At 72.7% G+C, this 22199-nt stretch carries 20 protein-coding genes and 1 tRNA gene; 11 read left to right on the top strand and 10 right to left on the bottom strand.

All coding sequences use genetic code 11. The features are described from left to right. Positions 1-209: 209 nt before the first annotated feature. From AB0F77_RS08180 to AB0F77_RS08170, 3 genes are all read right to left on the bottom strand, one after another. A complete protein-coding gene (locus AB0F77_RS08180; RefSeq protein WP_361943360.1) occupies positions 210-1490 on the bottom strand; it encodes a PE-PGRS family protein in 1281 nt (426 codons plus the stop codon). Further along, positions 1474-3597, bottom strand: coding sequence for an AAA family ATPase (locus AB0F77_RS08175; protein ID WP_361943357.1), 2124 nt, complete (start codon positions 3595-3597; stop codon positions 1474-1476). The genes AB0F77_RS08180 and AB0F77_RS08175 overlap by 17 nt, the downstream gene beginning before the upstream one ends. 85 nt (positions 3598-3682) lie before the next feature. After that, positions 3683-3767, bottom strand: a tRNA-Leu gene (locus AB0F77_RS08170). Between the two features lie 200 nt (positions 3768-3967). Between AB0F77_RS08170 and AB0F77_RS08165 the strand changes: the two genes are divergently transcribed. From AB0F77_RS08165 to AB0F77_RS08155, 3 genes are all read left to right on the top strand, one after another. Beyond that, a complete protein-coding gene (locus AB0F77_RS08165; RefSeq protein WP_361943354.1) occupies positions 3968-5293 on the top strand; it encodes a M20/M25/M40 family metallo-hydrolase in 1326 nt (441 codons plus the stop codon). Positions 5294-5454: 161 nt separating this feature from the next. Next, the gene (gene chpH, locus AB0F77_RS08160) at positions 5455-5688 is read left to right on the top strand and encodes a chaplin ChpH (RefSeq protein ID WP_361943351.1); all 234 of its coding nucleotides are present in this window, start codon (positions 5455-5457) and stop codon (positions 5686-5688) included. A gap of 162 nt (positions 5689-5850) precedes the next feature. Continuing rightward, positions 5851-6759: a chaplin gene (locus AB0F77_RS08155; protein WP_361943348.1), complete on the top strand. Its 909-nt coding sequence runs from the start codon at positions 5851-5853 to the stop codon at positions 6757-6759. Positions 6760-6862: 103 nt separating this feature from the next. On the opposite strand, the gene AB0F77_RS08150 is transcribed toward AB0F77_RS08155, so the two are convergent. Then, the gene (locus AB0F77_RS08150; RefSeq protein ID WP_361943345.1) at positions 6863-7051 is read right to left on the bottom strand and encodes a DUF5703 family protein; all 189 of its coding nucleotides are present in this window, start codon (positions 7049-7051) and stop codon (positions 6863-6865) included. Positions 7052-7098: 47 nt separating this feature from the next. Here AB0F77_RS08150 and AB0F77_RS08145 point away from each other — a divergent pair, with 47 nt between their 5' ends. After that, positions 7099-7806: a hypothetical protein gene (locus AB0F77_RS08145; RefSeq protein ID WP_361943342.1), complete on the top strand. Its 708-nt coding sequence runs from the start codon at positions 7099-7101 to the stop codon at positions 7804-7806. 78 nt (positions 7807-7884) lie between these two features. Here AB0F77_RS08145 and AB0F77_RS08140 read toward each other — a convergent pair whose 3' ends face one another. Beyond that, entirely contained in the window at positions 7885-10299 is a 2415-nt protein-coding gene (locus AB0F77_RS08140) for a helix-hairpin-helix domain-containing protein (protein ID WP_361943339.1), read from the bottom strand. Continuing rightward, positions 10296-11279, bottom strand: a complete 984-nt coding sequence (locus tag AB0F77_RS08135; protein ID WP_361943336.1) for an aldo/keto reductase — start codon at positions 11277-11279, stop codon at positions 10296-10298. The genes AB0F77_RS08140 and AB0F77_RS08135 overlap by 4 nt, the downstream gene beginning before the upstream one ends. A 220-nt stretch (positions 11280-11499) precedes the next feature. Here AB0F77_RS08135 and AB0F77_RS08130 point away from each other — a divergent pair, with 220 nt between their 5' ends. Both AB0F77_RS08130 and AB0F77_RS08125 read left to right on the top strand, forming a co-directional pair. Beyond that, on the top strand, positions 11500-12555 hold the full coding sequence (locus AB0F77_RS08130; RefSeq protein WP_361943332.1) for an LLM class F420-dependent oxidoreductase: 1056 nt from the start codon (positions 11500-11502) through the stop codon (positions 12553-12555). 357 nt (positions 12556-12912) lie between these two features. Beyond that, positions 12913-13695 (top strand): ferritin-like domain-containing protein, encoded by a 783-nt coding sequence (locus tag AB0F77_RS08125; protein ID WP_361943330.1) that lies wholly within the window; start codon positions 12913-12915, stop codon positions 13693-13695. A 48-nt stretch (positions 13696-13743) separates the two neighbouring features. Here AB0F77_RS08125 and corA read toward each other — a convergent pair whose 3' ends face one another. Then, a complete protein-coding gene (corA, locus tag AB0F77_RS08120) occupies positions 13744-14742 on the bottom strand; it encodes a magnesium/cobalt transporter CorA (protein ID WP_361943327.1) in 999 nt (332 codons plus the stop codon). A 95-nt stretch (positions 14743-14837) separates the two neighbouring features. Between corA and AB0F77_RS08115 the strand changes: the two genes are divergently transcribed. From AB0F77_RS08115 to AB0F77_RS08095, 5 genes are all read left to right on the top strand, one after another. Further along, entirely contained in the window at positions 14838-15524 is a 687-nt protein-coding gene (locus AB0F77_RS08115) for a histidine phosphatase family protein (RefSeq protein ID WP_361943324.1), read from the top strand. Positions 15525-15611: 87 nt separating this feature from the next. Then, complete coding sequence (locus AB0F77_RS08110; protein ID WP_361943321.1) at positions 15612-16202, top strand: DUF3090 domain-containing protein; 591 nt, start codon at positions 15612-15614, stop codon at positions 16200-16202. Further along, positions 16166-16996 carry an SCO1664 family protein gene (locus tag AB0F77_RS08105; protein ID WP_361943318.1) on the top strand — a complete coding sequence of 277 codons (831 nt, stop codon included), beginning with the start codon at positions 16166-16168 and terminating at the stop codon, positions 16994-16996. Before AB0F77_RS08110 ends, AB0F77_RS08105 begins: the two co-directional genes overlap by 37 nt. Positions 16997-17140: 144 nt before the next feature. Then, the gene (gene mshC, locus AB0F77_RS08100; protein ID WP_361943315.1) at positions 17141-18370 is read left to right on the top strand and encodes a cysteine--1-D-myo-inosityl 2-amino-2-deoxy-alpha-D-glucopyranoside ligase; all 1230 of its coding nucleotides are present in this window, start codon (positions 17141-17143) and stop codon (positions 18368-18370) included. 219 nt (positions 18371-18589) lie between these two features. After that, positions 18590-19546, top strand: a complete 957-nt coding sequence (locus tag AB0F77_RS08095) for a superoxide dismutase (RefSeq protein ID WP_361943312.1) — start codon at positions 18590-18592, stop codon at positions 19544-19546. A gap of 87 nt (positions 19547-19633) precedes the next feature. Here the strand turns inward: AB0F77_RS08095 and AB0F77_RS08090 are convergent, their stop codons facing one another. The 3 genes from AB0F77_RS08090 to AB0F77_RS08080 all read right to left on the bottom strand — a co-directional run bounded on the left by AB0F77_RS08090 (position 19634) and on the right by AB0F77_RS08080 (position 22143). Then, complete coding sequence (locus tag AB0F77_RS08090) at positions 19634-20671, bottom strand: PAC2 family protein (RefSeq protein WP_361943309.1); 1038 nt, start codon at positions 20669-20671, stop codon at positions 19634-19636. A gap of 186 nt (positions 20672-20857) precedes the next feature. Then, positions 20858-21529, bottom strand: coding sequence for a FadR/GntR family transcriptional regulator (locus AB0F77_RS08085; protein ID WP_361943306.1), 672 nt, complete (start codon positions 21527-21529; stop codon positions 20858-20860). A gap of 158 nt (positions 21530-21687) precedes the next feature. Then, positions 21688-22143, bottom strand: a complete 456-nt coding sequence (locus AB0F77_RS08080) for a phospholipase (RefSeq protein ID WP_361943303.1) — start codon at positions 22141-22143, stop codon at positions 21688-21690. Positions 22144-22199: the final 56 nt, after the last annotated feature.

Raw genomic sequence — 22199 nt, 5'->3', positions numbered from 1 at the left:
CAGGTGTGCCTGGGGTTGTCCGGCGGCTCCGTAACAAGCCGGAAATTTTAGTACGACGCTAGGTCCGCCCCCTTTCACCGGCCACTCGACAGACCCGTACGAGCCCTCCCACCGCCCCCTTTCACCCACGGTGACCTGCCGACTCCACACCGAACGAGAGATGCCCCACAGGGCGCCGATAGGCCTCGCCCATGGGCGGTTCGTCCAGATCAGCCGCTGTCGCGCGCCGCGAACCCGGCGATGGCCTCCCGCAGCGGCGCCGCCGCCTGCTCGGGAGCGAGCCGTGTGTCGATGCCCAGCACCTTGATCGTGCCCAGCCGCCCGCGTGGCCCGTCGACCCGTACCGTCCGGCTGGTGGCACCGTCCGGGCTCGGATGGACGAGCACGGCCACCCGGGCGTCCGGTGTCGTGTACCCGGCGACGTACGTCAGTAGCTGATGCCGGTTCTCGGCGCTGAGCCGTCTGCCGCCGTATCTGATGTACTTGGCGTCGACGGGCAGGAAGCGCTCCTCGGGGTTCGCGAACCGCAGCAGCACGTCGGGCCGGAAGGGCTTCGGGTACGGGCCCGTCTCGTCACTCGTCGTGATGGCCCGGCCGGGGCCGACGTCCACGGCCGCGCCGCCCAGCTCGGCGGCTGCCCGCTCGGCCATTCGCTGTACGACCAGCTCCCAGAGCCTGTCCATCCACAGCAGCAGGCTTCCGGACGGCAGTCCCCGGTCCTGGAGCAGATCGGTGATGCCGCCTCCGCCCAGCACCAGCCGCGCCCAGGTGTGCGCCGCCCGGTAGCGGGAGTTGTGCCGGGTATAACGGGCGCGGGCCAGAAGATGCGTCACCGACACCTCCGGCCGGGGCGCGGGGAAGTACCCGGCCGTCTCCCGCAGGGCCCGCATCAGACCGGGGTCCGCGGTCAGCGGGATCGCCGCGGTGAGCGCCGCACCGCAGATCAGGTTCTCCCAGATGTCCATCCGCCGTTCGAAGGTCCGCACGTGCAACCGGTCGACGACCCCGTACTGCCGTGTCAGCTGCGCCCGCAGGTCCAGCTGTCCACGCAGCACGGGCTGCACCCCCTCCAGCCGGGTGTAGTCGCGCCGCAGCCCCTCCTTCAGCAGTGCCTGGCACTCGGTGAGCAGCGCGTGCGGGACGACCGCCGCGTATCCGGCGTCGCCCGTCAGCCAGGATCTGGGGGTCGCGTGCGGCACGGGGATGCCATGGGCGTAGCAGAGCCAGGAGATCAGCCGACTGCCGGAAATGGTCATCTTCGGTGTGACGACCAGCCGGACCCGGCTGAGCCTGAGCACTCCGACCGTCGACCGGGCCGTGATCTTCCAGCCGGTGCGCGTCTCCAGCAACCGGATCCGGTCATGGGCGACGAGCGGACCGAGGACCCGCCGGTCGGCCTCGGTCAGTTGATCCCGCGCCAGGGCGACGGACGTGTGCTCCTCCAGCACCACGTCCGTCGGTGCCGAGCGGCGTTCACCGTTCGACGGCATCGTCCGGCTCCATGAACTCGGCCGCCAGCTTGCTGGGGAGGTCCTGTGGCGTCATCCGGGCGACGCGCCCGGAGTCCGGGTCCACGAGATCGCCGAGGATGGTACGCAACGGCTCGGGCCGGCCCATTCCGTGGTCCTCGATCTGCGGCACGATGTCGTGGTAGAAGACCAGGCCCAGTTCCTCCTCAGTGGCGACAGGCTGATCGTCCCGCAGCAGGAACGCCTGGCCGAGCTGGTGGTCAGGACCGAACTCCCGCGCCAGCCGCGCGTTCAGCGCGCCGAGGAACGTCGCGAGGTCCAGCGCCCCCACCGAGCCCTCCACGGAGTCCAGGTCCGGCGGGACCTCGATGAACCCGAAGCGTCGCCGGACGGCCGCGTCCAGATGTCCCACGCTGCGGTCGGCGGTGTTCATCGTGCCGATGATCCGGACGTTGTGCGGAATGCTGACCTGTCGCCCGCTGACGGGCAGGGTTACCGGTATGCCCCGCTTGTCCGTCTCCAGCAGGGTGACCAACTCCCCGAGGATGCGGGGAAGATCACCGCGGTTGATCTCGTCGATGATCAGCAGGAAGGTCTGTTCGGGTGCCGCCTCGGCCGCCGCGCAGATGCGCAGGAAGATCCCGTCGCGCCTCTTGAGGTTCAGCCCCGCCTGGTCCGAGGCCGTGTCCGGCCTGAAGCCCTCGACGAAGTCCTCGTAACCGTACGAAGGATGGAAGGTCACCAGTGAGACCTGTGTCACCCCCTGGGAACCGGGGGCGGGCAGCAGGCCGGTCACGGCCGCCGAGCGTTCGGCGGGCGCCGCCTCGATGGCGTCCGCCCGGCCGGCCAGCGCCAGCGCCGCGCTCAGCGCCAGCCGGGTCTTGCCGGTGCCGGGCGGGCCGAAGAGGATCACCTGCCCCTTGTGCCGCAGCACCTCCAGCACGTCCTGCACTACGTCGGGAACCTCCACCGGCATGCTCGGTGAGGCCGCCGAGGCCGTGCGCCCCTCCTGGACGCGCCGCAGGAGCTTCTCCGGGACCTTCGCGAAGGTCGGCTGCCAGGCGTTCTCCGGCAGCGGGAAGACCTGCGCAAAGCTCTCGTCCCAGGCCACGGGCACCTTGTGCCGGTACTCGGCGTACGACTCGTCGTAGGTGTAGCCGCCGTCGACCTCACCCAGGGCGAGTACCTCCGACTTGCCCCGATTGGCGACGACCCGGTCACCGGGCTCCAGGTCGCGGTAGGCCAGCAGCTGGCGGGCGAGCCGCAGATTGCCGCCCACGGAATGCGGCCACAGCTCGTCCAGCTCCCGCTTGAGCTCCACATCGCTCTCGTACGCGCCGAGGTCACCGACCTCGTCCCAGCCGACCCGGATGTGGCCGCCTGCCCGGCACTCCTCCCACAGGACGGCGCGCGGACCCGGCGCGATCTTCCAGGTGTCACGCCGCCGGGGCTTCGGGGAGAACGCGCCGTACAGGAAGCGCACGACCTCCAGCGGGTGCCAGCCGTCGAATTCGGGCATGCCGCGCACGAGGGCGAGCAGTTCCCGGTTGGCCCGCCAGGAGCGGACGTTGCCGTAGGCCCGGTGTCCCGTCCCGCCGAGCAACTCGGTGAAGTGCTGGAGGTGCGAGGCCGAGTAGACGGGCAGGAAGTCGTCCGGGAAGTACGTCGCCAGCGCCTTGGTGACCAGGGCCTGCCCGTACGACAGCAGGTCGAGCTCCTCGATGCCGTGGAAGTCCCCGCTCCGCACAGCGTCGAACGCGGTGACGAACTCGGTGCGGACCAGCCGCCACGCCTCGTCGATGCTCGCGCCCGCCTTCTGGAGCGACGCGGGCAGCCGCCACTCGCCGCTGCGTCGCTGCCGGTAGATGATGTGCTTCGCTGCGCTGCCGCCGCGGATACTGCCGAGCGCCTCCGTCCCGTACTCCATGTACCAGCAGAACGGGTGGCCGGTGCCGGCGTCGTACGGCATGCCGAGCGCGTACCGGTCCAACGTGAGGTCGGGCCAGCCGTCGAGCGGGAACCTCTCGGCGACCTGTCGTCGGTCCTGGTCCGCCCGCTTCAGCAGATCCCCCAGCGCCGCCCGGTCGAAGCCCTGGGCGGCGGCCGCCACATCCCTCGTGTCCGCCATCGCTCCATGATCTACGGGGTCGTGGCCCGGCGAACGGGAAACCGAAAAACGCGAAAGACCCCTGTTTTCACAGGGGTCTTCAGTGTGTCCGAGGGGGGACTTGAACCCCCACGCCCGATAAAGGGCACTAGCACCTCAAGCTAGCGCGTCTGCCATTCCGCCACCCGGACCAGGTGTCTGTCGCGCGGGGTTCCCCCCGTGGCGATGAAGGAAACACTACCAGGCTTTCGGGGGCGGCCGATCACACCCCGTCCCCGGACTCCCGCGCCCGTGAACTGCGTGTGACGGGCCGGGTCCGGTCTTGGGAGGGGAGCGTCGGGGGAGGGAGGATGAGGGAGGACCACCAGCAGTGACAGTGGGAGGAAGCATCGTGAGCGAGACGGACACGGCCAGGGGCGTCACCGGCGAGGACGAGGTCGTGGACCTCTGCCGCGAGCTGATCCAGTTCGACACCAGCAACTACGGCGACCACTCGGGCCCGGGCGAGCGCAAGGCCGCCGAGTACGTCGCGGAGAAGCTCGCCGAGGTGGGGCTCGAACCGAAGATCTTCGAGTCGCACCCGGGCCGTGCCTCCACCGTGGCCCGCATCGAGGGCACGGACCCGTCCCGGCCCGCCCTGCTGATCCACGGCCACCTCGACGTCGTACCGGCCAACGCCGCCGACTGGACCCACCACCCCTTCTCCGGCGAGATCACCGACGGGTGCGTGTGGGGCCGCGGGGCCGTCGACATGAAGGACATGGACGCGATGACCCTGGCGGTCGTGCGCGACCGGCTGCGCAGCGGACGCCGTCCCCCGCGCGACATCGTGCTCGCCTTCCTCGCCGACGAGGAGGCCGGCGGCACCTTCGGCGCCCGGCACCTCGTCGACCACCACCCCGACCTCTTCGAGGGCGTCACCGAGGCGATCAGCGAGGTCGGCGGCTTCTCGTTCACGGTGAACGAGCAGCGCCGGCTCTATCTGATCCAGACGGCCGAGAAGGGCATGCACTGGATGAAGCTGACCGTCGCCGGGACGGCCGGACACGGCTCGATGATCCACCGCGACAACGCGATCACCGAGCTGTCCGAGGCCGTCGCCCGTGTAGGCCGCCACACGTTCCCGGTACGGGTCACCAAGACCACCCGCGCCTTCCTCGACGAGCTCGGCGACGCCCTCGGCACCGAGCTGGACCCGGAGGACATGAAGTCGACGCTCGCCCGGCTCGGCGGCATCGCCAAGCTGATCGGCGCGACGCTGAGCAACACCGCCAACCCCACCCAGCTCAACGCCGGCTACAAGGTCAACGTCATCCCCGGCGAGGCCACCGCGCACATCGACGGACGCTTCCTGCCCGGCTTCGAGGACGAGTTCCTCACCGACCTCGACCGGCTCCTCGGCCCGCACGTGCGGCGCGAGGACGTGCACTCCGACAAGGCCGTCGAGACCACCTTCGACGGCGCCCTGGTCGAGGCCATGCAGTCCGCGCTGGTCGCCGAGGACCCGGCCGCGAAGGCGATCCCGTACATGCTCTCCGGTGGCACGGACGCCAAGTCCTTCGACGACCTCGGCATCCGCGGTTTCGGCTTCGCGCCGCTCAAGCTGCCGCCGGAGCTGGACTTCGCGGGCATGTTCCACGGCGTCGACGAGCGGGTGCCGGTGGACGGGCTCAAGTTCGGCGTGCGGGTGCTCGACCGGTTCATCGACGCCTCCTGAACGCGAACGTGCCCACGGAAACCGGACCTCGGTAATCGGTCGCCTGTGCGGACTTACCGATAAGAGTGAATGCGACGATAAGCTCGTATCCCCATTACTCCCTCCTCGTTACTCGTGATGCGATCCGCTGCTTGGGATCGCTTTGCCAACAAGGAGGAATAATGATCAAGAAGATCGTCGCCGCCGCGGCCGCCACCGGTGGTCTGGTTCTCGCGGGCGCCGGCCTGGCCGTCGCCGACTCCGGTGCCCAGGGTGCGGCCGTGCACTCCCCGGGCGTCGTCTCCGGCAACGTCATCCAGGTTCCGGTGCACGTCCCGGTGAACGTCTGCGGCAACACGATCTCGGTGATCGGGCTGCTGAACCCCGCCTTCGGCAACGCCTGCGTCAACAAGTGACGTCCGCTCCCTGAGGAGCTTTTCCGTCGGCTCCGGAGCGCGCGCCATGCGCTCCGGAGCCGACCGGTCTTTCCGCGTCCAGGACGCGAAGAATTCGGAATCAGGGAACAGGAAACCGGGGACCAGGAATCCGCGGGATCCGAGGCAGGGGGGATTTCAGCAATGCGACAGAGGACCCGCAAGGGACTCATGACCATGGCCGCGGCGACCGGTGTGCTCGCCGCCGCGAGCGGTTACGCGCACGCCGACTCGGGCGCGAGCGGCTCCGCCCACCGTTCGCCCGGCGTGCTGTCCGGCAACACGGTCCAGGTGCCCGTGCACGTGCCGGTCAACGTCTGCGGCAACACCGTGAACGTCGTCGGTCTGCTCAACCCGTCGATGGGCAACACGTGCGGCAACAGCGGCAACAGGGGCGGGGGCGCCCCCGGCGGTCACGCCCAGGGCCACACCGACGACTCACCGGGCGTCGGCTCCGGCAACACCGTCCAGGTGCCGATCGACGTCCCCGTCAACGTCTGCGGCAACAGCGTCGACCTCGTCGGCATCGGCAACCCGTCGACGGACAACGAGTGCGGCAACGGGGGCGGCGGAAGCGGCACCGGGGGTGGCCATGGAGGGCACGGCGGCCATGGCGGGCACGGGGGGCACGGGGGGCACGGAGGTCATGGAGGCGGCCACGGAGGCGGTGACCACGGTGGTGGTAACGGAGGTGGCGGCCACGGTGGTGGGGGCGGCCATGGCGGAGGCGGTCACGGTGGTGGCGGTGGCGGCGGTGGCGGCGGTACGACGCCTCCCGGTACGCCGGGGACGCCCGATCAGCCCGGCAACCCCAGTAACCCCAGTAGCCCCAGCAACCCCGGGCACCCCGGTACGCCGGGGAATCCGTCCGGCGTGCGGCCCGGCGGGTCCACGAACGTGGGGTACCGGAGCAGCGGCGTGACCGGCCCCCGCCCCGGCGCCCAGCTCGCCCACACCGGCGGTGAACTGCCCCTGGGCGTCGTGCTCCCGGTCGGCGCCGGCGCCCTGCTGGCGGGTGCGGTGCTCTACCGCAAGGCCCGCGCCTCGCCCTAGCCGTTCGAGGGCGGGCGGTTTCGGCCATTCACGGCCCGGAGCACCCCCCTCAAACGGAGCGGGCCCCGCTACGGCGGGGCCCATTCCGTTCGTGCGGCCTGCATCACCACGTGGCGCGCACCTGGCGGATGATCCGCCGGCGCAACCGCACCCTGCGGCTGCCGTCGTGCATCAGGCTCAGTCGGTCCAACTCCCAGTGTCCGTACTCGGCATGGTCCGTCAGTAGACGCGTCGCCTCCTTGCGGGAGACCCCGCGAGGCACATACACGTCGACAAATTCGTATTCCGGCATCGCATCTATTGTGCGGGCTGGGGCCGGGTACGGATAGCGTCTGCACTATGTCTGATGCTGCGCAGCCCACCGCTGCCGAGGTACGCGCCGCCGCCGAGGCGGTCAAGACCGCGCTCGACCGCCACCTGGCCGCGGTCGAACGCAGGTCGGGGGAGGACGACCCGGCCGTCTACGAGGCGTTCAACCAGCTCGCGGCGGCCGCCGAAGCGTACGACGAGCTGCTCTACGACCGTTACGACGAGGTCACCCCCTTCGAGATCCCCGGCGCGGAGGACTCCCTCCCGCCGTACGCGGGGCCCGAGGAGCCGAACGCCCTCAGCGTGCTGATCCGCCGTGACTACGCCGTGGTGGAGCCCCAGCGACTGCTGGCACAGGCACAGCGGGTCGAGGCGGTGGAGTACGAGAACGGTGCCGGCGCGGACGCCGCCACCGTGCACGGCGCGCTCGGCATCCTGTTCGGCGAGTTCGAGCCCGACGAGATCGCCTCCCGGCACAAGGAGTTCGGGCTGGAGGAGGGCGACTCGACGCTCTGGGTGACCGCCTCGGACGAGACGCCCGAGCCGGGGGAGTGGCTGGAGGCGCCGTTCGAGCAGATCGATCCGCAGCAGGTCGTGTGCCGGTTCGACGTCAGCGCGGTGTTCGACGAGGAGACGGACGACGACGAGACGGACGACGGCGCGGATGACGACGATCTCGAGGACGAGCTGGACCTGGACGCCGACGACGACCTGGAGCCCCTCGACGCGGAGCGCTGACACCGCGGTGACGGCGGTGCCGAACCGATCGGGCCGGTTCGGCACCGCCGTCCCGCGTCGGCGCGGCCGGCCGGACGGTCAGGGCGCCGGGGGGAGTTGGGGGCGCAGCAGGGTGGGGAGACGGGTCGTGCGGGGCTTGTGGGGGACGTCCGCCACCGCCCTCGGCAGGGACTGCTCCGCTCCGTGGACCACGGACAGATGGCGGTCGGCCCGGCTGAACGCCGTGTAGACCCAGGGCCGGCTGAGGGCCTGCGTCGCGTCGCCCGGCAGCACCACGACCACCGCAGGCCAGCGGCAGCCCACCGCCTGGTGCGCGGTCAGCGCCCACCCGTGCCGCACGGACTGCTCCACCCGCTCCTTCGGTACGACCACGGCCGCCCCGGCGCACCTCAGGTGCAGCCCCTCCGCGTCGGCCTTCACCACCTGCCCCTGCACCGTACGACCCGGCGCGGGGGAGTAGGCGATCCGGTCCCCGGGGTCGAAGCCGCCGAAGCGGCCGGGACCCGGGTTGAGCCGCTCCTTGAGCGCGGCGTTCAGCGCACGGGTGCCCGCCGCCCCGCCGTGCCCCGGAGTGATCACCGCGGTCTGCTCGGCCGGCACCCCGAGGGCGCGCGGCACCGAGTCCGCGACCAGCTGCACGGTCCGGTGCACGGCCTCGCCCGCGTCCCGCACCGGCACGATCACGACCTCCTTGCCCGGCGCCTCGACCTGGTTCAGCTCACCGATGCCGATGCCCGAGACCAGTTCGCCGAGCGGACCCGGATCGGGCGTGCGCGAGGCGATCTGGGGGCAGGCACGGACCGCGAGGAGGTCGGCGAAGACCCGCCCCGGCCCCGCCGACCACAGCACCGCGGGATCACCGCTCAGCACCAGCCGCGCACCGTCGGGCAGCGACTCCACGAGCATCGCCGCGCCCTCCACGTCCAGCAGCGGAGCGTCCAGAACGACCAGGAGGTCCAGGGCCAGCGCGCCCTCGGCGTCCCGCCCGGGACCCTCGGTGCCGGCGAGCAGACCGGGGACCGTGACGACGGAGCCGGCGGCCTCCTCCTCGGGTGCCCCGAGCAGCGCGGCGAACCGGCGCCGGCCGTCGGGGGTGTGGCAGGCGGCGACGGCCCGCAGCCCCGCCGCGCGGGCGGCCGTCAGCAGGGCGGCCGGTTCGGCGCGGGCCGCCTCGCCGCCGGTGTGCAGCACGAGGCCGTGACCGGCGACCGCACGGACCAGCTCGGCCGCGGCGCGGGGTGCGGAGGCGGCGGCCGTCTCCCACTGCCGGGTGTCCTCCTTGGACAGGGCGTTGACCAGCCGGGCCAGCGCGTCGGCGAGGCTCTCCTCCGCCAGCGCGTAGCGCTCCAGGCCGACGAGGACCCGTACCGGACGCTCCTCCTCGTCGTCCTCCCCGTCCTCCCCGTCGTGGTTCTCCGCCCGCTCCCCCTGCGGCCGCGCGGCCGGGGCGCCGGGCTCCTCCAGGGCGTCCTGGAACACCAGGGCCTCGCCCTCCGCGAGCGTGCCGCGCACGGCGGCCTCCGGGTCCGGTACGGACCGCTGGGTCAGCGCGGCCTCCAGTGCGGGCATCTCCAGCGCCGTGTGCCCGGCCGCCGCGGCCTGTTCCAGCAGCCGGACGGTCAGCGCACGGCCCCGGCGCTCGTCGTCCGGTCCGCACTCGGCGCCGAGCAGCGCCCGCGCGAACCCGTCGGCCTGGTCCGGCCGTACGCTCGCGACCCGCAGCAACTGCCAGGGGTCCTCCCGCAGGACGTCGTCGGCGCCCTCGCCGAGGACCTCGGCGATCTGCGGGGCGAGGGAATCGGGGGCGCCGCCCTCGGTCAGCACACGCCGCACGGCGTCGACGGTCTCCGTCGCCGGTGCCACCGGGGCGTGGACCGGGGCGGGCTCGGGACGGTGGACCGGCTCCTGCACGGCCGGCCTTCGGGGCGCCGGCGCGGGCTCCGCGAAGGCACCGGCGACGGGCTTCGCCCCGCTCTCCACGGCCCGGACCGCCGCCAGCAGATCGGCCGCCGTGCCGCTCAGCTTGCCGCCGCTCTCGACCGGCCCCGCCTTCTCGGCCTTCCGCCGGGCGATCCGCTCCCGCTCGACCCGCTGAGCCACCAACTCGGCCTCGGCCTCGGACAACTGCTTCGCGTCCCCGGAGCCCCCGTCCGCACTCCCGGCCGCCCCCTCGGAGTCACGGCCCCCGGCCGCCGCCCGGTCCCCGGCACCCTCGGCCCCCGCTCCCGCAGAGTCCGCACCACCGCCACTCGCCGAGGCGCCGTCCCCACCCCCGTCATCGCCGCTTCCGTCCCCGGCCCGGCCCGAACCCCCGCCGTCCCCGGCCTCGCCCGTGGCCCCGGCGTCCGCCCCGGCGGAATCCGCAGCGCCGGCCGTCCTGGCCCCGGCCGTCCCGTCCCCTGCCGCCCCCACCCCGTCGCCTTCCGCGGCCCCCTGGGCGCTTCCCGGTGTCTCGGGGCGGGGTTCCTCCGGGGTGCCCGGTTCCGTGGTCACAGGGTGCTCCAGTCGTGGTCGGGATAGCGGTGCAGGGGCGCCGACACGTCGTCGAGGGCCCTGCAGATCTCGTCGGGAAGACTAAGCGCCTCCACTGACAACGCCGCCGTGAGCTGCTGCGCGTTGCGCGCGCCCACGATCGGCGCTGCCACGCCCGGCCGGTCGCGGACCCAGGCGAGTGCCACCTGGAGCGGGGTCACCGCGAGCCCGTCCGCGGCCGTCGTCACCGCCTCCACGATGTGACTCGCCGTGTCGTCCAGATACGGCTCGACGAACGGCGCCAGATGCTCGGACGCCCCCCGCGAGTCCGGCGGCGTCATGGTGCGGTACTTGCCGGTCAGCACCCCCCGCCCGAGCGGGGAGGACGGCAGCAGCCCCACGCCCAGGTCCAGCGCCGCCGGCAGCACCTCCCGCTCGATGCCGCGCTGGAGCAGGGAGTACTCCATCTGCGTGCTGGCCAGCCGGGTCCGCGCTCCCGCCCCCGCCAGCTGCCACGTCGCCGCCTTGGCGAGCTGCCAGCCGCAGAAGTTGGACACCCCCGCATAGCGCGCCCGGCCGCTGCTGACCGCGAGGTCGAGGGCCTGGAGCGTCTCCTCCAGCGGGGTGTCCGGATCGAAGGCGTGGATGTGCCACACGTCCACGTAGTCCGTGCCCAGCCGGGCCAGCGACGCGTCCAGCGCGGCGAGCAGATGACCGCGCGAGCCGTTGAAACGGCGGTCGGGGTCGGGCACGCTGCCCGCCTTCGTCGAGATGACCAGGTCCTGTCGCGGCACCAGCCCCTCGATGAGCTGCCCGAGCAGATACTCGGCCTCCCCCGCGCCGTACACGTCCGCCGTGTCGACCAGGGTGCCGCCCGCCTCCCAGAACGCCTTCAGCATGTCCGCGGCGTCGTGCTCGTCGGTGTCCCGGCCCCACGTGAGGGTGCCGAGTCCGATCCGGGACACACGCAGGCCGGTACGGCCGAGATACCTCTGCTCCATGTCCGCCGAGATTACTGGCCAGAACTGGTGCCGTGGGTTGCCTGTGGACAACCGATTTCCGCCACGTCCGGCGCGGCCCGGCACGGTCCCTTTCCCGCGGCGCGCCTGCGGGTTCGCCCCGCCACGCCGACCGCCGGCGTGCCCGCCCCTGCCCCTCGGCCGTCGCGCGCGCTAATGTCGGGCCGACAAGGACGTTACTGATCGGTAAGGGGATGCGGTCATGCAGCTCGGGATCAACCTCGGCTACTGGGGCGCCGGGATGGACGCGGACAATCTCACCGTGGCGCAGGAGGCCGAGCGGCTGGGCTACGCCGTGTGCTGGGCCGCCGAGGCGTACGGCTCCGACGCGGCCACGGTGCTCACCTGGGTCGCCGCGCAGACCGAACGGATCGACGTCGGCTCGGCCATCTTCCAGATCCCGGCCCGCCAGCCCGCGATGACCGCGATGACCGCCGCCACCCTCGACTCGCTCTCCGGCGGCCGCTTCCGCCTCGGCCTCGGCGTCTCGGGACCGCAGGTCTCCGAGGGCTGGTACGGCGTCAAGTTCGACAAGCCCCTCGCCCGCACCCGCGAGTACGTCGAGATCGTCCGCAAGGCCATGACCCGCGAGCGCCTGTCGTACGAGGGCGAGCACTGGACGCTGCCGCTGCCCGGCGGCCCGGGCAAGCCGATCAAGCTGACCGTGCACCCCGAGCGCGAGCACATCCCGCTCTACATCGCCGCCATCGGCCCCAAGAACCTGGAGCAGACCGGCGAGATCGCCGACGGCGCGCTGCTGATCTTCCCCTCCGCGGACCACCTGGAGGACACCGCCGTCCGGCATCTGCGCGCCGGCCGGGAGAAGGCGGGCCGGACGCTCGACGGGTTCGACATCTGCCCGACGCTGCCGCTCGCCGTCGGCCCCGACCAGGACGTCGCCCGGCTCGCCGACACCTTCCGCCCCTACACCGCGCTCTACGTCGGCGGCATGGGCAGCCGCAGGCAGAACTTCTACAACCAGCTCGCCCAGCGCATGGGTTACGAGAAGGAGGCCGCCGAGATCCAGGACAAGTACCTGTCCGGCGACAAGCAGGGCGCCGCGGCCGCCGTGCCGCAGGACCTGATCGACGGGACCACCCTGCTCGGCTCCGTCGAGCGCATCGCCGACCGCATGACGGCCTACGCCGCGGCCGGCGTCACCACCCTCACCCTCGCGCCCGCCGGCTTCACCCTCGACGAGCGGCTCGCCTCCCTGCGGGCGGGCGCCGAGGCGCTGGAGCGCAGCGGCCTCGCGTGACACCCCGCCCCACGCGGGGGAGTCGCCCCCACGTGGAGGAGTTTCAGCGGCCGTGGTGGGGGCTCGGGGGTCTTCCCCGCCACGGCCGTCACGGGGAACAACGCGCCCGCGCCCGCCCGGTTACGCCCCGGACCGCGACCAGGCCCGCCCGGCCGTGCCTCCCCGCCCGCCGGGTCAGGTCTCCCCGCCCGCCCGGCCACGTCTCCCGGCCCGGCCGCCGTTCCTCCTCCGTTCGGCCCATTCGGCCGACACACCTGTTGCACCACCTCCCGCACGGCACTTGACTCGATCCGTGCGGAACCCCACGGAAGCGGCGGAACCCGCGGAATCCACGCGTCCCGCAGAGAGGCGCCCACGATGCTTTCGGCCAAGAGTCTGTTCCAGGAGATCCTCGACGACGACGAGTCCTTCCGCCTCTTCTGCTCCATCGCGGCCGGCGGGGAGGCCCAGGGCGGCTGGGAGAACGGCCGGATCGCCGCACTGGTTCCGGAGAGCGAACGCGCCCTGGCCCCCAAGATCGCCCGGCACGGCGCCGACGAGGACAAGCACGGGCGGATCTTCGGCGCCCTCATGAGGAAGCGCGGCCTGCGGCCCGTCCCCGTACCGCCCGAGACCGACTACACGATGCTCCTGGAACGGAAGGGCATCGGCCTCGCCCACGACAGGCTCAAGACCGACCGGCCGCTCACCGTCCAGGACCTCGTCGTCTACCTCGCCCACAGCCGCGTCACCGAACAGCGCGCCTCCGAGCAGATGCGGATGCTGCGCCACCACTTCGGTGACCACCCCGACGTCGGACGCGCGGTGCGGATGATCTCCGACGACGAGGACAACCACCTCGCCTACTGCCACGAGGAACTGCTCCGCCTCGCGGGAGCCGGCCACGGCCGCGCCATCCAGCGCACCCTGCGCGAGTGCGCCCTCGCCGAGATCCGCGTCCACCGGGACGTCAGCCTCGCCGTCATGGTCCACATGGGCCGTGTCCTCGGCTGGTCCCGGGCCAGGTCCGCGCTGCTCGCGGCCGGCATCCACGCCGTGTACGCCTACGAACGCCTCGCCGGCTGGCACCGGATGGTCTCCCTGCGTCCGCCCGAACGCCGCGACGCCCTCGGCGGACCCGCCGCCACCGAGCCCGCCTGACTCCGCCCGGTCCCGCCCGACTTCCCCCGTCCCGGCCGACGCCGGTCCTCACAGCCAGCCCCGCTGCTTGAACAGGCGGTACAGCAGCACCTCCAGCGCCGCCATCACCGCGATCACCGCCGGATACGACCACAGCCAGTGCAGCTCGGGCATGTGGTCGAAGTTCATGCCGTAGATCCCCGCGATCATCGTGGGCACCGCGGCCATGGCCGCCCACGCCGAGATCTTCCGCATGTCGTCGTTCTGCCGCACGCTCATCTGCGCCAGGTGCGCCGACAGGACGTCCGACACCAGCCGGTCCAGGCCCTCCACCGACTCGTTCACCCGGGTGAGGTGGTCGTTGACGTCCCGGAAGAACGGGCGGGCCTTGTCCTTCACGAACGGCACCGGCGTCGGGTGCGGACCGAACCCCGCGAGCCTGGTCATCGGCAGCGCGAGCGGCACCGTCGCCCGGCGGAACTCCAGCACCTGCCGCTTGAAGGTGTAGATCCGCGACGCCGTGTGGCGCGAACCGCCCCCGCCCGGCGAGAAGACCTCCGCCTCCAGCTCCTCCAGGTCCGTGCCCAGCTCCGTGGCCACCTCCAGATAGTGGTCCACCACCGCGTCCGTGATCGAGTACAGCACCCCCGTGGGACCGTGCCGCAGCATCTCGTGCTGCTCCTCCATCCGGCGTCTGAGCGCGCCCAGCGGCTGGCCCTCGCCGTGCCGCACGGTCACCACGAAGGAGTCGCCGAGGAAGACCATCAGCTCACCCGCCCCGACCCGGTCGCTCTCCGGCTCGTACGTCACCGGCTTCAGGACCATGAACAGCGAGTCGTCGTACACCTCCAGCTTGGGCCGCTGATGGGCCTTGAGGGCGTCCTCCACGGCGAGCGGATGCAGTCCGAACTCCTCGGTGACCAGGTCGAACTCCCGCTCCGTCGGCTCGTACAGGCCGATCCACAGGAAGCTGTTCCCGTGCGCACGCGCCTGCGCGAGCGCGTCGGAGAGATCCTCGGGCTCCTCCGCGCGCTCCCCGTTCCGGTAGATGGCGCAGTCGACGATCATCCACGGCATCTTCCCGCCGCTCGCCCGGTCATGCCACCCGGGCCGCGCCAGGACCGGTACGGACCCGCGCGCGGTGTACGCCTACCCTGGGCGGCATGCCCACGCTGATCCTCGTAAGGCACGGACGATCCACCGCCAACACCGCGGGCCTGCTCGCCGGCTGGACCCCGGGCGTCGCCCTCGACGAACGCGGTACCGCCCAGGCCGCCGGCCTGCCCGGACGGCTCGCGAAGCTGCCCCTGGCCGAAGTCGTCACCAGCCCCCTCCAGCGCTGCCGGGAGACCGTCCAGCCGCTGCTCGACTCACGCCCCGGACTGCGCGTCCACACCGACGACCGGATCGGCGAGTGCCACTACGGCGACTGGTCCGGCCGCAAGCTCGCCGAACTCCAGGACGAACCGCTGATGGAGGTCGTCCAGTCCCACCCGTCGGCCGCCGCCTTCCCGGGCGGGGAGTCCATGCGCGCCATGCAGACCCGCGCGGCCGAGGCCGTGCGGGAGTGGAACGCGCGCGTGGAGCGCGACCACGGCGCCGACGCCGTCTACCTCATGTGCTCCCACGGCGACATCATCAAGTCCCTGGTCGCCGAGGCCCTCGGTCTGCACCTCGACCTGTTCCAGCGGATCTCCGTCGACCCCTGCTCCGTCACCGCCATCCGCTACACACGGCTGCGGCCGTACCTCGTTCGCCTCGGCGACACCGGGGATTTCGCCTCCCTTGCCCCGCGTGAGGAACCGCACGGGGAAGACGCACCGGTCGGGGGCGGTGCGGGCGCACCGTGATCGTCACCCGCAGTAGGGTGAAGCGATTCACACCATCGCGTTCACGCATGGACCTTCACGCACACACGATTTTTATGGAGACAGGACGTGTCCCGTCAGGTGTTCCTCTACGACCCGCCGGACCGCTTCGTGGCGGGCACGGTCGGGCTGCCCGGACGCCGTACGTTCTTCCTCCAGGCGTCCGCCGGCCCCCGGGTGACCAGCGTGGCCCTGGAGAAGACCCAGGTCGCCGCACTCGCCGAGCGCATGGACGAGCTCCTCGACGAGGTCGTACGCCGTAGCGGCGGCAGCGCCCCCGTGCCCGCCGTGGCCCCCAACGAGGTCTCCGACACCGCCCCCCTCGACACCCCCGTCGAGGAGGAGTTCCGCGTCGGCACCATGGCGCTGGCCTGGGACGGCGAGGAACAGCGCATGATCGTCGAGGCCCAGGCGCTCGTGGAACTGGACGCCGAGTCCGAGGAGGACCTCGCGGAGGCCGAGGAACGGCTCCTCCAGGACGAGGAGAACGGACCCCCGATGCTGCGGGTCCGGCTCACCGGCGCGCAGGCCAGGGCCTTCGCCAAGCGCGCGCTCGACGTCGTCAACGCCGGAAGGCCGCCGTGCCCGCTGTGCAGCCTGCCGCTCGACCCGGAAGGACACGTATGTCCGCGCCAGAACGGATACCGCCGGGGAGCGTGACGTCCGGCCCCGGCTCCGCCGACCTGCTCGCCCGCGGCGAGCTGACGGTGCGCGGCCGCATTCGTGACGCGTCCAACGCGGCGCTGTTCTGCACGGTCTCCCACGAGGGGCGCGAGGCGTCCTGCGTGTACAAGCCCGTCGCCGGGGAGCGGCCCCTGTGGGACTTCCCCGACGGCACGCTCGCCGAGCGCGAGGTCGCCGCGTACGAGGTCTCCGAGGCCACCGGCTGGGGGCTCGTGCCGCCCACCGTGCTGCGCGAGGGCCCCTACGGCGAGGGCATGTGCCAGCTGTGGATCGACGTCGCCCCCGACACCGAACTCCTCGCCCTCGTCGACGGGGAGGAGCCCGGCCCCGGCTGGAAGGCGATCGGGTTCGCCGAGGTCGAGGAGGACCGCACGGCGCTGCTCGTGCACGCCGACGACGAACGGCTGCGCCGGCTCGCCGTCCTCGACGCCGTCGTCAACAACGCGGACCGCAAGGGCGGCCACCTGCTGCCCACGGCCGACGGCCGCCTCTACGGCATCGACCACGGCGTCACCTTCAACGTCGAGAACAAGCTGCGCACCCTGCTGTGGGGCTGGGCGGGCGAACCCCTCACCCCCGAGGCCGTCGGCGTCCTCAAGGGCCTCAAGGACGGCCTGGCCGACGGCGGCCCGCTGGGCACCCGGCTCGCCGCCCTGATCACCGCCCCCGAACTGGAGGCCACCCGCGCCCGCGTGGACGCCCTCCTCGCCTCGGGCAGACATCCCGAGCCCAGCGGCGAATGGCCGGCCATCCCCTGGCCCCCCGTGTGACGCTCCGGCGGGCCCCCGGGACGCGCGCGCCGACCGCGCGGTCCCGGGGGTGCACGCGGCGGCCCGCGGCGCAAGATCGCGTTTCCGGTCGTCCGTGCCGGTCCGGTTCGTATACGCGAGTTGTGGCCGGTTACGCTCATGTACATGCATGCCTGGCCCGCTTCCGAGGTCCCCGCCCTGCCCGGTCAGGGCCGCGACCTGAGGATCCACGACACCGCGACCGGTGATCTGGTCACACTCCAGCCCGGTCCCGTCGCCCGTATCTACGTCTGCGGCATCACGCCGTACGACGCGACCCACATGGGTCACGCGGCGACCTACAACGCGTTCGACCTCGTTCAGCGCGTGTGGCTCGACACCAAGCGGCAGGTCCACTACGTCCAGAACGTCACCGACGTCGACGATCCGCTCCTGGAGCGCGCGGAGCGCGACGGCGTCGACTGGGTCGGCCTCGCCGAGCGGGAGACCGCCCTCTTCCGCGAGGACATGACCGCGCTGCGCCTGCTCCCGCCCCGCCACTACATCGGCGCCGTCGAGGCCATACCCGGCATCGTCCCGCTCGTCGAGCGGCTGCGGGAACTCGGCGCGGCCTACGAACTGGAGGGCGACACCTACTTCTCGGTGGAGTCCGACCCGCACTTCGGCCAGGTCTCCGGCCTCGACGCCGCCGCCATGCGGCTGCTGTCCGCCGAGCGCGGCGGCGACCCGGACCGCGCGGGCAAGAAGAACCCGCTCGACCCCATGCTCTGGATGGCCGCCCGCGAGGGCGAACCCAGCTGGGACGGCGGCTCGCTCGGCCCCGGCCGCCCCGGCTGGCACATCGAGTGCGTCGCCATCGCCCTGGACCACCTCGGCATGGGCTTCGACGTCCAGGGCGGCGGCTCCGACCTCGCCTTCCCGCACCACGAGATGGGCGCCTCGCACGCCCAGGTGCTCACCGGCGAGTTCCCCATGGCCAAGGCGTACGTGCACGCCGGCATGGTCGCCCTCGACGGCGAGAAGATGTCCAAGTCGAAGGGCAACCTCGTCTTCGTCTCCCGGCTGCGCCGCGACGGCGTGGACCCGGCCGCCGTACGGCTCGCCCTCCACGCCCACCACTACCGCACCGACTGGGAGTGGACCGACCAGGTGCTCGCCGACGCGGTGGCCCGGCTCGGCCGCTGGCGGGCCGCCGTCTCCCGGCCCGACGGACCCTCCGCCGACGCCCTGGTCGAGGAGATCCGCGAGGCCCTGGCCAACGACCTGGACGCGCCCGCCGCGCTGGCCGCGGTGGACCGCTGGGCGGCGCTCCAGGAGACCGAGGGCGGCACGGACACCGGCGCCCCCGGCGTCGTCTCCCGCGCCGTCGACGCCCTGCTCGGCGTCGCCCTGTAAGCGCCCGGGCGCCCCCGCACGGCCGAGGGGCCGCACCTCCCGACGGAGGCGCGGCCCCTCGCCGTCGTGCGGCCCGCCTGCCGGGACGCTCCCGTCCGTCGAGGTGCTGTCGAGAGACTGCGCGGGGGTGGGACGGCGGCGCCCCCCTGTGATGAGGTGGGCACGTCCGTACGACCGCCCGACCGGTCAACTCCCGGTCCCCACAAGGAAGGTCGCCCCGTGGCCCCTCACCGTTCCTCCGCCCGCTCCCTGAGCCGGCGCCGGTTACTCACCCTCGGCGCGGCGACGGCCGGCGCCGCCGCGCTCGCCCCCCGCGCCGACGCCGCGTCCTGGCCCACCACCCTCGCCCTGCCGGACGGTTGGCGCCCCGAGGGCATCGCGATGGGCGCCGGCCCCCATGCCTACGTCGGCTCGCTCGCCGACGGCTCCGTCTACCGCGCCGACCTGCGCACCGGAGCGGGACACATCGTCTCCGAGGGGCCGGGCACCCCCGCCGTCGGCCTCGAACTCGACGGCCGAGGACGGCTGTTCGTCGCCGGACAGGCCTTCGGCGCCCGGGTCGTGGACGTCCGCAGCGGTGAGACCCTCGCCTCGTACACCCTCGCCACCACCACCCCCACCTTCGTCAACGACGTGGTGGTGACCCCGCGCGCCGCCTGGTTCACCGAGTCCAACCAGCCCGTCCTGTACGGCCTTCCGCTGGGCCGCGCCGGCACGCTGCCCGACCGGGAGGACGTCGTACGGCTGCCGCTCGGCGGCGACTGGCGCCAGAGCGCCGACGGCGCCCTCAACGCCAACGGCATCGCCCGCACCCCGGACGGCTCGGCCCTCCTCGTGGTGCAGGCCGGCGCCGGACTGCTGCACCGCGTCGACCCGCGCACCGGCACCACCCGGATCGTCGACCTGGGCGACGCCGCGCCGCTCACCAACGGGGACGGGCTGCTGGTCACCGGGCGCACCCTGTACGTGGTGCAGAACCGGCAGAACGCCGTCGACGTCTTCCGGCTCGCCCCCGACGGCCGCCGCGGGACCTTCGAGCGCCGGATCACCGACCCGGGCTTCGACGTGCCGACCACCGTGGCCGCCCACCGGGGCCGGCTCTACCTGCCCAACGCGCGGTTCACCACGACCCCGACACCGCAGACCACCTACACCGTGACCGCCGTCCGGGCCTGACGGCGAAGGGGCGGTACGCGAGCCGCGTACCGCCCCTTCGTGCAGTCCTTGTCCAGTCCTCGTGGACAGCCCTCGGCCAGCGCCGGGTCAGTCCTCGGACGTGTCCTCGTCGTCGTTCCCGGCCGGCCCCGGACCCCGCGAACCGCCCTGGGTCCCGCCCTCCCCGGTGCCGCCCGGCTTCGGCGGCCTGGGCGGACGGCCCCGGCCACCGGGGTTGTCCCGCAGGTACGAGGACGACGCCGTGCCCTCCCCGCCGTCCGCCGTTGCGTGGCCGCCCGGCGGGCTCACGTCCCGGCGCCGCAGATAGCGCTCGAACTCCCGTGCGATGGCCTCGCCCGACGCCTCCGGCAGCTCCGCGGTGTCCCGGGCCTCCTCCAGCGTCTGCACGTACTCGGCGACCTCGCTGTCCTCCGCGGCCAGCTGGTCCACGCCCACCTGCCACGCCCGCGCGTCCTCGGGCAGCTCGCCCAGCGGGATGCGCAGGTCGAGCAGGTCCTCCAGCCGGTTCAGCAGCGCCAGCGTCGCCTTCGGGTTGGGCGGCTGCGACACGTAGTGCGGCACCGCGGCCCACAGCGACACCGCGGGGACGCCCGCGTGCGTGCACGCCTCCTGGAGGACGCCGACGATGCCCGTCGGGCCCTCGTACTTGGTCTCCTCCAGGTCCATCCGCTGCGCCAGGTCCGGATCGGAGGTGACCCCGCTCACCGGCACGGGACGCGTGTGCGGGGTGTCGCCCAGCAGGGCGCCCAGGACGACCACCATCTCCACGCCCAGCTCGTGGGCGAAGCCCAGCAGCTCGTTGCAGAACGAGCGCCAGCGCATGGACGGTTCGATGCCGCGCACCAGCACCAGGTCGCGCGGCTTGTCGCCGCCGACCCGCACGACCGACAACCGGGTCGTCGGCCACGTGATCCTGCGCACGCCGCCGTCCATGAACACCGTGGGGCGGTTGACCTGGAAGTCGTAGTAGTCCTCGGCGTCCAGCGCCGCGAACACCTCGCCCTTCCACTCCTTCTCCAGATGCGCGACCGCGGTCGAGGCGGCGTCGCCGGCATCGTTCCAGCCCTCGAACGCGGCCACCATGACCGGGTCGATCAGCTCGGGAACCCCCTCGAGCTCGATCACCCAGTGCCTCCTTCCGACGTGCCCTCGCGTACGTCCCAACCTTACGGCGTCCGGCAAGGGCGCCCGCAGCCCCCTTGCACGGGGGAGTGAACGGATCACTGCCCCTTCCGCCGCCCCGGGACACCCCCAGGGCCCCGGCGCGTACGGCGAGCGCTCCCGGAGGCACACGGCCGGATTCGGCCGGACTCAGAGGGTGGACCGCAGCCACTGCTCCACGCTGGCGATGTGCACGGTCGCCCAGGAGCGCGCCGCCTCGGCGTCCCGGTCGCGCAGCGCGGCCAGGATCGCCCGGTGCTCGCGCAGGGTGCGGGCGACCGCGTCCTCCTGGGTCAGACCGCGCCAGATCCGGGCCCGGGTGGTCGGCCCGGACAGCCCGTCGAGCAGGGAGCACAGCACCGAGTTCCCGGAGGTCTGCACGATGCCGCGGTGGAACTCCAGGTCGCCGGCGACCAGTTCCTCCACCGAGGGCGCGGTGCCGAGCATGTCCAGCTGGGCGGCGAGCGCGTCGAGCTGCTCGTCGCTGATCCGGGAGACGGCCATGGCGGTGGCGGCCGGCTCCAGGATGCGGCGCACGGCGAGGAACTCCAGGACCGTGTCGTCGCGGTGGAAGTCGACGACGAAGCTCATGGCCTCCAGGAGCAGCTGCGGGTCCAGGCTGGTGACGTACGTGCCGTCGCCCTGGCGCACGTCCAGGATGCGGATCAGCGACAGCGCGCGCACGGCCTCGCGCAGCGAGTTGCGGGACAGGCCCAGCTCGGCCGCCAGCTCGCTCTCCTTGGGCAGCCGGTCTCCGGGGTGCAGCGCACCGGAGACGATCATGTCCTTGATCTTCTCGATCGCCTCGTCGGTCACTGCCATGGCGGTACCTCCCTGGGTGCTGAGACATCCGATGTCTCAGCACATTATGGGGGTACGGCACACGGGTCCGCCCGGTCGGTCGCCCGCCGGACGGCGCGGGCTCCCGGAACCGGCCGCGGCGGTCGACCGCGCCCGGCCCCGGGCGAGATGACGAGGTGTCAGCCGCCGAACGCCTTCACGGCCTGGTAGTAGGTCCAGGCCGTGCCGTCGCAGGCGGTTTTCGTCGCGCCGTTGTAGGCGACGCACACGCGCTTGAGGTCCTCGTACAGGGCGCTGTCGAGGCGGGCCTTGTTGGCGCTGAACGTGCCGGCGGCCTTGTAGTTGCGGTAGCCGAAGTCGTGCCGCGCGCAGGACGTGGCGAAGGGGAAGCCGAAGGGGTTGTCGGGCGAGGAGGAGCAGTAGTCGGTGGACCAGTCGAACGCGTAGGCGCTCCACGCGGCCTGGTTGGCGCGGGCGGCGGCCCACGCGTTGTAGCTGGACGCGCTGGTCTGGGTCCAGCCGGCCAGCACCTGGGGCTTGTCGGCGGGCGCCGCGGTGGCGGCGGTTGCGGTGGCGGTGACCGTGACAAGGGCGAGGGTCGTGGCCGCGAGGCCGGTGGCGAGTCTTCGACGCATCCCACACCTCCATGACGACCGCGATCCGGATCTCGGATCGCAGGTTCATGACAATG

The organism is Streptomyces sp. NPDC026672, assembly GCF_040638185.1.
Lineage (GTDB): Bacteria > Actinomycetota > Actinomycetes > Streptomycetales > Streptomycetaceae > Streptomyces.
This window is presented reverse-complemented; position numbering and strand designations above follow the sequence as displayed.

Coding starts and splice junctions, on each gene's coding strand:
- AB0F77_RS08105 (WP_361943318.1), top strand. CDS start 16,166: ATGTCCGCGCCAGAACGGATACCGCCGGGGAGCGTGACGTCCGGCCCC.
- AB0F77_RS08130 (WP_361943332.1), top strand. CDS start 11,500: ATGCAGCTCGGGATCAACCTCGGCTACTGGGGCGCCGGGATGGACGCG.
- AB0F77_RS08180 (WP_361943360.1), bottom strand. CDS start 1,490: ATGCCGTCGAACGGTGAACGCCGCTCGGCACCGACGGACGTGGTGCTG.
- AB0F77_RS08145 (WP_361943342.1), top strand. CDS start 7,099: ATGTCTGATGCTGCGCAGCCCACCGCTGCCGAGGTACGCGCCGCCGCC.
- AB0F77_RS08155 (WP_361943348.1), top strand. CDS start 5,851: ATGCGACAGAGGACCCGCAAGGGACTCATGACCATGGCCGCGGCGACC.
- AB0F77_RS08135 (WP_361943336.1), bottom strand. CDS start 11,279: ATGGAGCAGAGGTATCTCGGCCGTACCGGCCTGCGTGTGTCCCGGATC.
- AB0F77_RS08080 (WP_361943303.1), bottom strand. CDS start 22,143: ATGCGTCGAAGACTCGCCACCGGCCTCGCGGCCACGACCCTCGCCCTT.
- AB0F77_RS08115 (WP_361943324.1), top strand. CDS start 14,838: ATGCCCACGCTGATCCTCGTAAGGCACGGACGATCCACCGCCAACACC.
- AB0F77_RS08150 (WP_361943345.1), bottom strand. CDS start 7,051: ATGCCGGAATACGAATTTGTCGACGTGTATGTGCCTCGCGGGGTCTCC.
- mshC (WP_361943315.1), top strand. CDS start 17,141: ATGCATGCCTGGCCCGCTTCCGAGGTCCCCGCCCTGCCCGGTCAGGGC.
- AB0F77_RS08125 (WP_361943330.1), top strand. CDS start 12,913: ATGCTTTCGGCCAAGAGTCTGTTCCAGGAGATCCTCGACGACGACGAG.
- AB0F77_RS08175 (WP_361943357.1), bottom strand. CDS start 3,597: ATGGCGGACACGAGGGATGTGGCGGCCGCCGCCCAGGGCTTCGACCGG.
- corA (WP_361943327.1), bottom strand. CDS start 14,742: ATGATCGTCGACTGCGCCATCTACCGGAACGGGGAGCGCGCGGAGGAG.
- chpH (WP_361943351.1), top strand. CDS start 5,455: ATGATCAAGAAGATCGTCGCCGCCGCGGCCGCCACCGGTGGTCTGGTT.
- AB0F77_RS08085 (WP_361943306.1), bottom strand. CDS start 21,529: ATGGCAGTGACCGACGAGGCGATCGAGAAGATCAAGGACATGATCGTC.